This window comes from Pseudomonas sp. 86_A (assembly GCF_017491705.1).
Lineage (GTDB): Bacteria > Pseudomonadota > Gammaproteobacteria > Pseudomonadales > Pseudomonadaceae > Aquipseudomonas > Aquipseudomonas koreensis.
Map to the genome: position 1 here is coordinate 196,382 of NZ_JAFGYS010000008.1, position 13,000 is coordinate 209,381.

9 protein-coding genes are annotated in these 13,000 nt (G+C 61.4%); 5 read left to right on the plus strand and 4 right to left on the minus strand.

From position 1 onward, the window contains the following. The 3 genes from J5M57_RS14285 to J5M57_RS14295 form a co-directional block, all read right to left on the minus strand. Positions 1-3,675, minus strand: coding sequence for a translocation/assembly module TamB domain-containing protein (locus J5M57_RS14285; RefSeq protein ID WP_207849661.1), 3,675 nt, complete (start codon positions 3,673-3,675; stop codon positions 1-3). Beyond that, positions 3,672-5,399 (minus strand): autotransporter assembly complex family protein, encoded by a 1,728-nt coding sequence (locus tag J5M57_RS14290; RefSeq protein WP_169840629.1) that lies wholly within the window; start codon positions 5,397-5,399, stop codon positions 3,672-3,674. The genes J5M57_RS14285 and J5M57_RS14290 overlap by 4 nt, the downstream gene beginning before the upstream one ends. Before the next feature lie 66 nt (positions 5,400-5,465). Beyond that, positions 5,466-6,116 (minus strand): GNAT family N-acetyltransferase, encoded by a 651-nt coding sequence (locus J5M57_RS14295; protein ID WP_207849662.1) that lies wholly within the window; start codon positions 6,114-6,116, stop codon positions 5,466-5,468. A 302-nt stretch (positions 6,117-6,418) separates the two neighbouring features. On the opposite strand from J5M57_RS14295, the gene xthA reads away from it, so the two are divergent. Beyond that, positions 6,419-7,231, plus strand: coding sequence for an exodeoxyribonuclease III (gene xthA, locus J5M57_RS14300; protein WP_064586969.1), 813 nt, complete (start codon positions 6,419-6,421; stop codon positions 7,229-7,231). 188 nt (positions 7,232-7,419) lie between these two features. Next, positions 7,420-8,754 (plus strand): phosphate ABC transporter substrate-binding/OmpA family protein, encoded by a 1,335-nt coding sequence (locus J5M57_RS14305; RefSeq protein WP_207849663.1) that lies wholly within the window; start codon positions 7,420-7,422, stop codon positions 8,752-8,754. Positions 8,755-8,938: 184 nt separating this feature from the next. Here the strand turns inward: J5M57_RS14305 and J5M57_RS14310 are convergent, their stop codons facing one another. After that, positions 8,939-10,168, minus strand: coding sequence for an acyl-CoA dehydrogenase (locus J5M57_RS14310; RefSeq protein WP_169840631.1), 1,230 nt, complete (start codon positions 10,166-10,168; stop codon positions 8,939-8,941). A 157-nt stretch (positions 10,169-10,325) separates the two neighbouring features. Here J5M57_RS14310 and J5M57_RS14315 point away from each other — a divergent pair, with 157 nt between their 5' ends. From J5M57_RS14315 to J5M57_RS14325, 3 genes are all read left to right on the plus strand, one after another. After that, complete coding sequence (locus J5M57_RS14315; protein WP_064586966.1) at positions 10,326-11,261, plus strand: LysR family transcriptional regulator; 936 nt, start codon at positions 10,326-10,328, stop codon at positions 11,259-11,261. 151 nt (positions 11,262-11,412) lie between these two features. Next, the gene (locus tag J5M57_RS14320) at positions 11,413-11,814 is read left to right on the plus strand and encodes a MerR family DNA-binding transcriptional regulator (protein WP_064586965.1); all 402 of its coding nucleotides are present in this window, start codon (positions 11,413-11,415) and stop codon (positions 11,812-11,814) included. A gap of 142 nt (positions 11,815-11,956) precedes the next feature. Then, a complete protein-coding gene (locus J5M57_RS14325) occupies positions 11,957-12,856 on the plus strand; it encodes a hydroxymethylglutaryl-CoA lyase (RefSeq protein ID WP_207849664.1) in 900 nt (299 codons plus the stop codon). Positions 12,857-13,000: the final 144 nt, after the last annotated feature.

The window sequence follows — 13,000 nt, forward strand, 5'->3', positions numbered from 1 at the left end:
CTAAAAATCGCGCTTGTAGAAGATATCCAGCGAACTGGCGACGCCACTGGCCGCTTCGACATACACCTTCTTGCTCAGCTTGTAACGCAGCGCAATGGTGTTGGCCGGTTCAAACACACCGACGCCATAGCGCAGACTGAGCTTCTCGGAAATGTTGCCGCTGGCGACCACGCTGGTGGTATTGCCGCTGCCCTGGGTGTCGAGCTGGAAGTCCTGAATTCCCAGGTCCTTGGCCAGACCGCTGGTCACCCCGGAACTGCCCATCAGGCCCAGCCCCAACGCCGCTTGCGCGAGCATGTTGTTGTCTTCGCCGTTGGTGCTCAGCGGACGCCCCAGCACCAGATAGGACAACGCCTGCTCCTGACTCATGGCCGGCTCGGAGAAGATCTGCGTGGTCGGCTGCTCGGCGCTGCCGCTCAGGCGAATACCGGCGATCACGTCATCCGTCTGGCGAATCGCTTCGATGTCCAGGTACGGCTGATCGATGGGACCGGCAAACAACAGGCGCGCCCGGCGCACGTTCAGGCGCTGGCCATAGGCGCGGTATCGGCCGTCGTTGAGCCACAGCTCACCGCGGGTATCGAGGTTGTCGCCGATGTGCACATGACCTTGCAGGTTGGCGGTCAGGCCGAAGCCGGCGAAACTCAGTTTGTCTTCACCGACCACCACGTCGATGTCCATTTTCATGGCCATCGGCGGTTTACCCTCCTCCGTCTGCGCGCCGACGATGATCGTGTCGTCGGAGACTTTTACCGTCGATGGCGGCAGTTCGCGCACGGTGATTTCGCCTCGCGGCACCTGCACCTTGCCGGCAATCTTCAGTTCATCGCCGGCCATGGAAATCTTCAGGTCCGGCGCCACTTCGAGTTTGGCGTACGGCTCGACAGTGACTGGCAGTTGCGTGCCCTTGAGCGCCAGATCAACCATCAGCGCCTGACCCCAGGCGACATTGCCGTTGAGGCTGCCCTGGCCGGTCTGGCCGCTTTTCCAGCCGCCGTCCAGACGTACCGATTCCCCGGCAATCACCGCTTGCAGTTGCAGGTCCTTGAGCTCCATCGGCAGCTCGGCGCCGGACACTTCCCCGTCACTGAGTTTGACCGTGCCGTTGATCAGCGGCGCCAGCAGCCCGCCGGAAATCGTGCCGCTGCCGTTCAGGCGCCCGGTGAGTTTTTCGACCATCGGCACAAACGGCCGCGCCACCGAGAGGTCCAGGCCGCTGAGGCGGAACGAGCCGTTCAACGGTTTGTTTTTCGGCAGCGGATTGAGCTGCGCCTGCACCATCAGTTCGCCGAGTTTGCCACCGGCGAAGTTGAGGTCGGTGTCGATCCGCTTCGGTGTGAGTTTGCTGGTGAGTTTCAGCGTCTGGTACGGGAAATCCAGCCACTGATCCTTTTCCTTCATGCGCAAGGTGCCGCCGCTGGCGTCGATGCTGACCACGCCATTGGGGCCGCTGGCCGGCAAGTCCAGTTGCAGGTCGGCGTTGAGCTTGCCCTGCCAGGCGAAATCCTTTGGCAGCCATTGTGCAAGGCTTTCAATCGGGAATTGCTTGAGGTGGTAGCGCAGTTTCGGCTCAGGCAGCAGCCGCTGGTCTTCACCGCACAGGCTGGCGTTGCCGGACATCCAGCAATGCGCGCCGAAGTTGATCTTGCCGTCGGCCAGGCGTTCGAGTTTGGCCGGGCTCTGCAGTTTCCAGTCCTGACCGCCGGCCTGAATGTCGCCGCTGGCCAGACGTCCGCGCCAATTGCCCTTGTCCAGATTGCCATCCAGACCGAGGGCCAGTTTCAGCTTCGGCCCGAGCAGATCGAGGTTGAGTTTCTGGCTCTTGATGTCGCCCTGAGCGCTGGCGGTCAACACACCGAGGTTGGTGTCGCCGGCCTGAATCCCGCTGCCCTTCAGATCGATCTTCGCCCGTTGTGCACTGTCGAGGCTGGCATCGAGGTTGAGGCTTTGCAGGCGATTGTCCTGGAACGCCAGTTGCGAACCTTGCAGGCCAAGTTTGCCTTGCGGCGCCTTCAACGTACCGGCGACGTTGACCTGACCATTGATCTGCCCGCGCAGCTGCGGCCAGAGCTGGGCCAGACGCGCCAGCTTGATGTCGATCTGGCCGCTGAGTTTCTGTTGCAGGCTGCCCTTGCCGCTGATGCTGTTGTCGCCGAGGCGGATTTGCAGGGCGTTGAGGTTCCACTGTTCACCGGCGCCGTCAGCCTTGGCTTGCAGCACCGCCGGTTGCCCGCGCAGCTTGCCTTTGAGGTCGAGGTCGGCAGTCAGGCTCAGGCGCTCGTTCTTCATCTCGCCTTTACTGTTCAGCGGCCCGGCCAAAGAGCCCGGCAACTCCGCGACCCAGTACGCCGGGTTCAGCGCCGACAGCTCCAGCGCGGTGTCCCAGGCGATGCCGTCGGCGAACTGTACGTTCACATGGCCTTCAGCCTTGCCCTGCCCGGCTTGCATTTTCAGTTGCGGCAAGGCGATCTGTTTCAGGCTGCCGCTGAACGGGCTGCTCAGGCTGAACGCCCCCGCCGGACCATCGAGGTCGGCGGCGAAGTTACCGAGGTATTGACCGTCGGTGTAGGAGACTTCGCCAGTGAAGGTGCGCAAGGCGACTTGTGGCTCGTCGATTTCGTTATAGAGCCGGTGCCACGGAAAATCCTGCCAGTTGATGTTGGCTTGCGCGGTGAGGCCTTTGCTCCAGTCGACGCTGCCGGTGAGTTTGAGGCTTTGCTTGTCGTTGGCCGTCAGGTCGAGGCCGGCGATCTGCGCGCCACTGGCGTCAACCTTGCCTTTGAGCAGCAGCGCCACCGGGCCCTTATCAGCGGGCAGCGTGGCGTTGCCGTCTAACAGGTAACCGTTTTTCAGGTCGCCGGCGGCGGTCAATACCAGTTGATTGAATTGCAGGGTGTCCGGCAGATCGGCGCTCGGCTTGAACGCGTCCGAGGTGATCCGCACCTTGGCCGGCAGGTTTTCCGCCAGTGGCTGCAGCTCGCCGCTCAACTGGCCGTCGAGGTAGCCATGGCTGTCGGCGTGCAGGTTGAGGGTTTTCAGCAGATCGCCGTCCACCTTCAGCGCCAGCGTCCAGGGGCTGGTGCCCACCGACGGCAGGGTCAGGTCACCGGCAATGTTCAGCGGCCAGTTGCCGGTCGGTTGCAACAGGCCGGAGAGGTTCAGGCTGAGATCGTCGCGCTGCAGTTTCACGCTGTCGATCTGCATGCCCTGGGCGGTCCAGTGCGCCGCCAGTTGCAGGCCCTTGAGCTGCTCGCTGCCGTTGAACAGCAGGCTGCCGACTTGCACGTCGCCCAGCTCGATCGCCACCGGCAATTGCAGGTCCGGCAGTTTGATCGGGCCGCTTTCAGTGGTTTCTTCACTCGGCGGGAATTGCAGGATGACCTGATCAGCCTTGAGCTGTTCGATGCACAAGGTCATGCGGGTCAAACACAGCGGCGACCAGGCGAAGATCGGCTGGCTCAGCTCGACCCGGCTGCTGTCCTGCTGCCACAGCAGATGATCGGCGCTCCACTGCCCGCCGAGGCGACCCTGGAAATTCTCCACGCTCAAGCCCGGCACCAGGCCCAGCGCCCAACGGCTGCCCGCCTGCGTTCCGAGTACCGCGCTGATGCTCAATACCAGCAACAGCACCAGCGCCAACAACGCCAGTGCAGCCATTTTCAAACCACGCTTCACAGCTCAGGCCCCATGGAAAAGTGCAGCCGGATGCCGCCGTCGTCGTCCAGCGCGTGGGCCAGGTCGAGGCGGATCGGCCCCACCGGCGAAACCCAGCGCACACCGATACCGACCCCGGTCTTGAGGTTCGGCAGTTCAAGTTTGTTGAAGGAGTTGCCTTGGTCGACAAACGTCGCGATCCGCCATTTCTCGGCAATCGAATATTGATACTCGACGCTGCCAGCCACCATGTAGCGCCCGCCGATGCGGTCGCCCTTGTCGTTTTCCGGCGACAGGCTCTGGTAGTCGTAACCGCGCACGCTCTGATCGCCACCGGCGAAGAAGCGCAGCGACGGCGGCACCGAGTTATAACCGTTGGTGGCGCTGCCGCCGACCTGCACCCGACCAAGGAAGCGGTGGTTGTCGAATACGGTGGTCAGGCCTTTGATCAGTGCCGTGCCATATAAAAGGTTGTTGTCCGAGCCGAGACCTTCCTTCGCCACCTTGCTTTCAAAGGTCAGGCGATAGCCGTTGTGCGGGTCGATGCGGTTGTCGCTTTTCAGGTACGAATAGCTGATACCGGGCATCAACAAGGTGCTGAGACCGGAGTCGTCGCCGAGCTGGTATTCCTCACGCTGCCATTTCAGCGAGATCACCCGTTGCCAGCCGCTGGGCAGCTTGCTGTGCCATTCCGGGCCGAACGTCAGCAGCTTGCTCAGGGTGTCGGAGCCGTCGATGTCTTCGTATTGATAACCACCGGCCCAGCGCAGTTTGTCGGTCAGCGGGGGGTCGAGCGGGATGTCATAGAACAGCCCGACGTTCTGCCGAGGCGCCGACAGCTCGGCTTCCCAACCGTAGCTGTCGCCCTGCGGGTTGACCCAGTGGCGAGTCCAGTTGGCCTTGATCCGTGGGCCGACGTCGGTGGAATAACCGAGGCCCAGGCCCATGGTGCGCGGCTTGCGCGTGTCGAGTTTGACGTCCACCGGAATCACGTCGTTCTTCGCCGCCGTCGGCGCGGCATCGACGCGCACGCCTTCGAAGTAGCCGCTCGATTGCAGGTCGCGGTTGAGTTCGGCGATCAGCTCGGAGTCATACGGGTCGCCAGCCTTGAACGGCACCATGCGTTGCAGCAGGTCTTCGTCGAACGGCGTATCGCCCTCGAAACTGACTTTGCCCAGCGCATAACGCGGGCCGCTCTCGTAGATCAATTCAACATCGGCCACCCCGGCGCGCGGGTCGACCAGCAGTTTCTGGCTGGTGAACCGACCGCTGAAAAAGCCGAAGCGTGAGGCCTGGTTCTGGATCAGGCGTTTGGCGTCTTCATAACGCCCATGATTGAGCACGGCGCCGGACTTGAGCGTGTCACTGCTCGGCACGCGAAAGGATTTGAGGGAGGCAGCAGGCCCGTCGACGCGGATGGTGACGTTGCGCAGGCGAATGGGTTCGCCGGGATCGATGTTCAGCACCAGGCGCGGTTTTTCGCCGCCCTTCACGTCACTGTCGATCTGCGGCTGGTAGTAGCCCAAGGCCTGCGCGGCTTTGCGCGCCTGCTCTTCGGCGCCGCGACTGAAGCGTAACAAAGCTTGTTCGTCACGATCGCCGAGGCTGCCGATATAGCCTTCTATATTAGCCTTGAGTTCGTCGTTGGACGGTTTGATCCGCACGTCCAATTCACTTTGCGCCAGCGCCGCGCAGCTGGTTAACAGCATGAGCACGCCACTGGTAAATCTTCCTGGAAACTTCATAGGCGCGGATGCTATCACGGGCTTGGGAGCGTGATAGAACAGGAAATTTCCCAAAAAGTTCTATGGCTAAGCCGTTGCAGTTTGTAACACCTGCGGATTGGCGTGGAAAAACACGTGCTCACGCACCGGGCCGACGGCGACTTCGCCGATCTCTTCGTAGCCCTGGCGTTTATAGAATTCCAGGTAACGCGGGTTGCCGGTGTCGAGCACCACGCCTTGCGAAGTTTCGTCCACCGCGCACCAGTTGTGCACCGCCGTCAGCAACTGCTCGCCGAAGTGTTTGCCCTGAAACTGCGGATGAATCCCCAACAGCGGCAGCATGTGCACCGAATCGCTCGGTACGCAGGCGGTCACCGCATCGTGGTATTCCAGATAACGCCGGGTGCAACGGAAACCGGTGCTGAGCACCATACGCAGGCGCCATGCCCAGCTTTCGGTGATCCCAAGACGACGCTGCGGCGGCGCGATCAGGGCGATGCCGATCAGCCGGTCGTTGACCAACAAGCCGATGGCCGGCTGATCCTGCAGGAAATGCTGCTTGACCAGTTCGCGCACTGTCGCCCGCACGCGCTGCTCATAGCCGGGCCGCTCGGCCTCGAACAGGTAACCGAAGGTCGGCTCGTGGCGATAGGCCTGATACAGCAGCGATCGGGCTTCGCGCGAGTAACCGCGGTCGAGCATGTGGATGTCGGCGATGGCAGTCTGGGTTTCAGGCATGACGGTGATTCTCCCCGAGGCGCGGGCAAAGGGCCGCGCTCTTTTGGTACGAACCTTTTACGGGTGGCGCAGTTCCCCACAGGTATAGACCAAGCCAGGCTCTTCATCGACCGGGTGGCCGTCAATCGCGAGCAGGCTCACTCCTACAGGGGTACGCATTCCAAATTGTAGGAGTGAGCCTGCTCGCGATGGCGTCAGCTCGGGCAACCCACATCCCACAGATGAAAATGATTTCTCCCACCCCACACTGGCCCCCATCCCACATGTCAGCTAGCATCGCCCTTTTGCCAGGACTGCCACCCATGAAGATCGTTTCCTTCAACATCAACGGACTGCGCGCCCGTCCGCATCAGCTGGCAGCGCTGATTGAAAAGCATCAGCCGGACGTGATCGGCCTGCAGGAAACCAAGGTTCACGACGACCAGTTCCCGCTGGAAGAAGTCCGTGCGCTGGGCTATCACGTTTATTTCCACGGCCAGAAAGGCCATTACGGCGTCGCCCTGCTCTCGCGCAATGAGCCGATCGCCATTCACAAAGGTTTCGCCACCGATGAAGAAGACGCCCAGCGCCGCTTCATCTGGGGCACCTTCGCCGACGCCAATGGCGTGCCGGTGACCATCATGAACGGCTACTTCCCGCAGGGCGAAAGCCGCGACCACCCGACCAAGTTCCCGGCCAAGCAACGCTTTTACAGCGACCTGCAGACTTTGCTGGAAAGCCAGTTCCACAACGAACAACCGCTGGTGGTGATGGGCGATGTGAACATCTCCCCGGAAGACAGCGACATCGGCATCGGCCCGGACAACATGAAACGCTGGCTGAAAACCGGCAAATGCAGCTTCCTGCCGGAAGAGCGTGAGTGGATGGCCCGCCTGAAGAACTGGGGTCTGACCGACAGCTTCCGCCACCTGAACCCGGACGTGACCGACCGGTTCAGCTGGTTCGACTACCGCAGCCGTGGGTTTGAAGACGAACCGAAGCGTGGCCTGCGCATCGACGTGATCCTCGCCTCCCATGGCCTGTTGCCTCGGGTGAAGGACGCGGGCGTGGACTATGAACTGCGCGGCATGGAAAAACCGTCGGATCATGCGCCGATCTGGCTGGAACTGGCCTGATCTCAAGCCTTGCACAATCCCTGTAGGAGTGAGCCTGCTCGCGATAGCGGTGGATCAGTCAATATATTTGTTGGCTGACACTCCGCCATCGAGAGCAGGCTCACTCCTACAAGGGCTCTCTGTCATGTTTTGGTCATGCGCCCGACTTAATCTCCCCGGCAATCCCCTTGGCTTGATTCGGTGCCGGCATGACCCTGCGTGTTCTGTTCGTCTTTGCGTTGAGTGCATGGCTGTCGGTGTCTGCCGCTGCCCTGCCCATCCCTGAAAACGGCCCGGCATTGCGCATTCAGGGCTCCAACACCATCGGTGCCGATCTCGGCCCGGCGCTGGTCGAAGGCTTCCTGCAGGAACAGGGTCTGCTGAAGATCCACCGCGAAAACCCCGACAGCGCCAACGAACAACACATCGTCGGCCAGACAGCGCAAGGTAAACGGGTCGTGGTGGAAGTCGCCGCCCACGGCTCCAGCACCGGTTTCAGCGCACTGAAAAACGCCAGTGCCGACCTCGCCGCGTCCTCGCGCCCGATCAAGGACGGCGAGTTGCTCAGTTTGCAAGCGCTCGGCGACATGAAGAGTCCTGAGGCCGAGCAAGTCATTGCCATCGATGGCCTGGCAATCATCCTGCACCCCGACAATCCGCTGCAGCAGCTGGACACCGAACAACTGGCACGGATCTTCGCCGGTGAGGTGAAAACCTGGGAAGACCTCGGCGGTCGCGGCGGTGCGATTCATTTATATGCGCGGGATGATCAGTCCGGCACCTACGACACGTTCAAGGAGCTGGTGCTGTCTCGCCGTGGGAAAAGTCTGAGCCCAATCGCGAAACGGTTTGAATCCAGTGAGCAATTGTCCGACGCGGTGAGCAGCGATCGGCAAGGCATCGGTTTCATCGGCCTGCCGTATGTGCGCCAGGCCAAAGCCGTGGCCATCGCTGACGGCGCGTCGCAATCGATGTTGCCGCTCAACAGCCTGATCGCGACGGAAGATTATCCGCTGTCCCGACGGCTGTTCTTTTATCTGCCGCCCACCAGCCAGAATCCCTGGGCATCAGCGCTGGTGGCGTTTGCGCAAAGTCCACAAGGCCAGAAGATTGTCGCGGCCAACGGTTTCATCAGCCAGACCGTGCATGCGATGACCGTCACGCCGAATGCGCTGATGCCCGAGGGTTATCAATCCCTCAGCCGTCACGCCCAGCGTCTGACGGTGAACTTCCGCTTCGAAGAAGGCAGCGCCAGCCTGGATAACAAGGCACGACAGGATCTGGCGCGGGTGTTCGACTATATAGAGCGCCACGACAAGACCGAGCGCGCGGTGACGCTGGTGGGCTTTGGCGACGAGAAAGACGATCCGGCGCGGGCCGACCTGCTGTCCAAGTTGCGGGCCATGGCGGTGCGGCGCGAGCTGGTGAAGAACGGTGTGGTGTTGCGCGAGGTGCGCGGCTTTGGTGCGCTGATGCCGGTGGCGGCGAACAGCGGGGATGAAGGCAGGATCAAAAATCGACGGGTTGAGGTGTGGGTGTACTGAACCTTCCAGACTGAACTGCTGTTGTGGCGAGGGAGCTTGCTCCCGCTGGGCTGCGGAGCGGCCCTAAACTACACAACCCGGGATCAACAGCAATACCGGGTTATCAGGATTTACGACTGCTGCGCAGCCGAGCGGGAGCAAGCTCCCTCGCCACAGTCAGCGTTCAAAGTAAATCTGTGTGAAATCAGCGCTCGCTCCGCAACATCTCCTTCGGCACATACTTGCCGATCTCGAACTTGCCGATCGCCGCGCGGTGCACTTCGTCCGGGCCGTCGGCCAGGCGCAGGGTGCGTTGCATGGCGTACATGTAGGCCAGCGGGAAGTCGTTCGACACCCCGGCCCCGCCGTGCATCTGGATCGCCCGGTCGATCACCCGCAGGGCGACATTCGGTGCGACGACCTTGATCTGGGCGATCTCGCTCTTCGCCACTTTGTTGCCCACGGTGTCCATCATGTACGCCGCTTTCAGGGTCAGCAGACGCGCCATGTCGATTTCCATGCGCGAGTCGGCAATCTTGTCGACGTTACCGCCCAGACGCGCCAGCGGTTTGCCAAATGCGGTGCGGCTCACCGAACGTTTGCACATCAATTCCAGTGCCCGCTCGGCCATGCCGACCGAACGCATGCAGTGGTGAATCCGCCCTGGCCCCAGGCGACCTTGGGCGATCTCGAAACCGCGGCCCTCGCCCAGCAGGACGTTTTCGTACGGCACCCGCACATTCTCGAACAACACTTCAGCGTGACCGTGCGGGGCGTCGTCGTAACCGAACACTGGCAATGGACGGACGATTTTCACCCCCGGGGTGTCGACCGGCACGAGGATCATCGAGTGCTGCGCGTGGCGCGGTGCGTCGGGGTTGCTCAGGCCCATGAAGATGAGGATCTTGCAGCGCGGATCGCACGCGCCGGACGTCCACCATTTCTTGCCGTTGATCACCCACTCGTCGCCGTCACGCACGGCGCGGGCGGCCATGTTGGTGGCGTCGGACGAGGCCACGTCCGGTTCGGTCATGGCGAACGCCGAGCGGATCTCGCCACGCAGCAACGGTTCGAGCCAGCGCTGTTTCTGTTCTTCGTTGGCGTAGCGCACCAGCACTTCCATGTTGCCGGTGTCTGGTGCCGAGCAGTTGAACGGCTCCGGCCCGAGCAACGAGCGGCCCATGATTTCCGCCAGCGGCGCGTATTCGAGGTTGGTCAGCCCGGCGCCGAGCTCCGACTCCGGCAGGAACAGATTCCACAGCCCTTCGACCTTGGCCTTGGCCTTGAGCTCTTCCATGATCGCGGTCGGCTGCCAGCGATCGCCCTCGGCAACCTGGCGTTCGAACACGGCTTCGGCCGGATAAACGTAAGTGTCCATGAACGCGGTCACGCGCTCACGCAGTTCTTGCACCTTGGGCGAATAAGCGAAATCCATGAGCAATTACCTTCTTTCGGCAGAGGTTGTTCAGATCATGCAATCGATGCTAGAACAGCGCTGATAATTTACCTAGCCTATTCTCGGCGTGTATAAACATTCATCACCGATATATGATCCGCTGATCGTCAGCCCTTAGAACAAGAGAAGCCGCGTTATGAATCTGAGCAAGGTCGACCTCAACCTTTTCATTGTCTTCGACGCGATCTATACCGAAGCCAACCTGACCCGTGCCGGGCAGATTGTCGGCATCACTCAGCCGGCAGTGTCCAACGCGCTGGCGCGGTTGCGTGAGACCTTCAACGATCCGCTGTTCGTGCGCACCGCCCAGGGCATGGTGCCGACGCCGATGGCGCAGAACATCATCGGCCCGGTGCGCAACGCGCTGTCACTGCTGCGGGTGTCGGTGCAGGAGAGCCGGATCTTCAACCCGGCCCAGGCAGTCAAGACCTATCGCATCAGCATGACCGACCTCACGGAAGCGGTGATTCTGCCGCCGCTGTTCCAGCGTTTGCGGCGTCTGGCGCCGACGGTGATTATCGAAAGCTTCCTGTCCAAACGCCGCGAGACCACCAAGGAACTGGCCGCCGGACGCCTGGATTTCGCCGTCGATGCGCCGCTCAACACCGACCCGCAGGTGCGTCACGTCAAGCTGATGGAAGACCGTTACGTCTGCGCGATGCGCAAGGGCCATCCGCTGGCGGGCAAGGAAAAACTCAGCCTCGACGATTACCTGGCGCTGACCCATATCCACATTTCCAGCCGCCGCAGCGGTCTGGGTTACGTCGATCTGTCCCTGGGCAAAATGGGCATCCAGCGCAAGATCGCCCTGCGCTCCCAGCATTACCTGATGGCGTCCCAGGTGATGCAGCAGACCGACATGGTGATGACGGTGCCCGAGCGTTTTGCCCGGCGTAACGACCTGCATGCGTTCAACCTGCCGGTCAACGACGTGCCGCCGCTGGAGACTCACCTGTACTGGCACGAAAGCACCGACCAGGACCCGGCCAACCGCTGGATGCGCGAGCAGATCATCGAGTTGTGCCAGCAGGTGGCGGCGCAGGAGAAGAAACTCGATAAGCAGGTGGTTTGAGGAAAGATCAAAAGATCGCAGCCTTCGGCAGCGCCTACAACTGGAATGCATTTTCCTGTAGTAGCTGCCGAAGGCTGCGATCTTTTTCTTGCTTGACGTAAACGTCAACCTGCCATTAGCTTAGCGCCAAGACCTTTTTCCGAGCGCTTTCATGAGCAGCCAGACCTACAGCATTTCCGACCTCGCGCGCGAGCTGGACATCACCACCCGGGCGATCCGCTTTTATGAAGAGCAAGGCCTGCTCAGCCCCGAACGCCGTGGCCAGGAACGCATCTACTCACCGCGCGACAAGGTCAGCCTGAAGCTGATCCTGCGCGGCAAACGCATCGGTTTCTCGCTGGCCGAATGCCGCGAATTGATCGAACTCTACGACCCGTCCAGCGGTAACACCAAACAGCTCAACAGCATGCTGGCGAAAATCAGCGAGCGTCGCGAACAGCTCGAGCAGCAGTTGCTCGACATCGAACAGATGAAACTGGAACTCGATACCGCTGAAGAGCGCTGCGTGCAGGCGCTGGAGCAGACGCTCAAGGGTCAGCAGGCGGTTCAGTAACCCACACAAATCCCCTTGTAGGAGTGAGCCTGCTCGCGATAGCGGTGGGTCAGTCAACATCACTGCTGAATGTGAAATGGCTATCGCGAGCAGGCTCACTCCTACAAGGGTTCTCAACGATTTCAAAACAGCAGGTCAGCCCATGTCCCTCCCCTCCCAAGTACGCCTGATCGAAGTCGGCCCGCGCGATGGCCTGCAGAACGAAGCCCAGCCGATCAGCGTGGCTGACAAGGTGCAACTGGTCGACGCGCTGAGCGCCGCTGGTTTGGGTTACATCGAAGTCGGCAGTTTCGTTTCACCCAAATGGGTGCCGCAAATGGCCGGTTCGGCCGAGGTGTTCGCGCAAATCCAGCGCAAGCCCGGAGTGACCTACGGTGCACTGGCGCCAAACCTGCGCGGCTTTGAAGATGCCGTGGCGGCCGGCGTGAAGGAAGTCGCGGTGTTCGCCGCCGCGTCCGAAGCGTTCTCGCAGCGCAACATCAACTGCTCGATCAGCGAAAGCCTGGCGCGCTTCGCTCCGATCATGGAAGCCGCGAAGCAACATGGCGTTACCGTGCGCGGTTACGTGTCCTGCGTGCTCGGCTGCCCGTATGAAGGCACGGTCGCCCCGGAGCAAGTGGCGCTGGTCGCCCGCGAGCTGTACGCGATGGGCTGCTACGAAGTGTCCCTGGGCGACACCATCGGCACCGGCACCGCTGGCGCGACGCGGCGGCTGTTCGAGGTGGTGTCGGCACAAGTACCGCGGGACAAGCTCGCGGGGCACTTCCACGACACCTATGGCCAGGCGATGGCCAACATCTATGCCAGTCTGCTGGAAGGCATTGCGGTGTTCGACAGCTCTATCGCCGGCCTCGGCGGTTGCCCGTACGCCAAAGGCGCGAGCGGTAACGTCGCCACCGAAGACGTCGTGTACCTGCTCAATGGCCTGGGCATCGAGACCGGTATCGACCTGGACGCCTTGATTGCCGCGGGTCAGCAGATCAGCGCGGTGCTTGGTCGGCCGAGCGGTTCGCGTGTGGCCAAGGCCCGTAACGCCCAGTGAGGGCAAAGGTGTTACCGCTGTGTCCGAAACGTGGGCATAGACGAGTAACACGGAAACAAATTGTCTGGTTTGCCCTGAAGGAAAAATCCTTCAAAAAACTCAAGCCATTGATTTACAAGGGTTTTAAAAAGTTGGCATGGCTTC

What these genes read in the sequence shown, in the direction of transcription:
- J5M57_RS14290 (WP_169840629.1), bottom strand. Translation starts at nt 5,399, where the DNA reads ATGAAGTTTCCAGGAAGATTTACCAGTGGCGTGCTCATGCTGTTAACC.
- J5M57_RS14295 (WP_207849662.1), bottom strand. Translation starts at nt 6,116, where the DNA reads ATGCCTGAAACCCAGACTGCCATCGCCGACATCCACATGCTCGACCGC.
- xthA (WP_064586969.1), top strand. Translation starts at nt 6,419, where the DNA reads ATGAAGATCGTTTCCTTCAACATCAACGGACTGCGCGCCCGTCCGCAT.
- J5M57_RS14305 (WP_207849663.1), top strand. Translation starts at nt 7,420, where the DNA reads ATGACCCTGCGTGTTCTGTTCGTCTTTGCGTTGAGTGCATGGCTGTCG.
- J5M57_RS14310 (WP_169840631.1), bottom strand. Translation starts at nt 10,168, where the DNA reads ATGGATTTCGCTTATTCGCCCAAGGTGCAAGAACTGCGTGAGCGCGTG.
- J5M57_RS14315 (WP_064586966.1), top strand. Translation starts at nt 10,326, where the DNA reads ATGAATCTGAGCAAGGTCGACCTCAACCTTTTCATTGTCTTCGACGCG.
- J5M57_RS14320 (WP_064586965.1), top strand. Translation starts at nt 11,413, where the DNA reads ATGAGCAGCCAGACCTACAGCATTTCCGACCTCGCGCGCGAGCTGGAC.
- J5M57_RS14325 (WP_207849664.1), top strand. Translation starts at nt 11,957, where the DNA reads ATGTCCCTCCCCTCCCAAGTACGCCTGATCGAAGTCGGCCCGCGCGAT.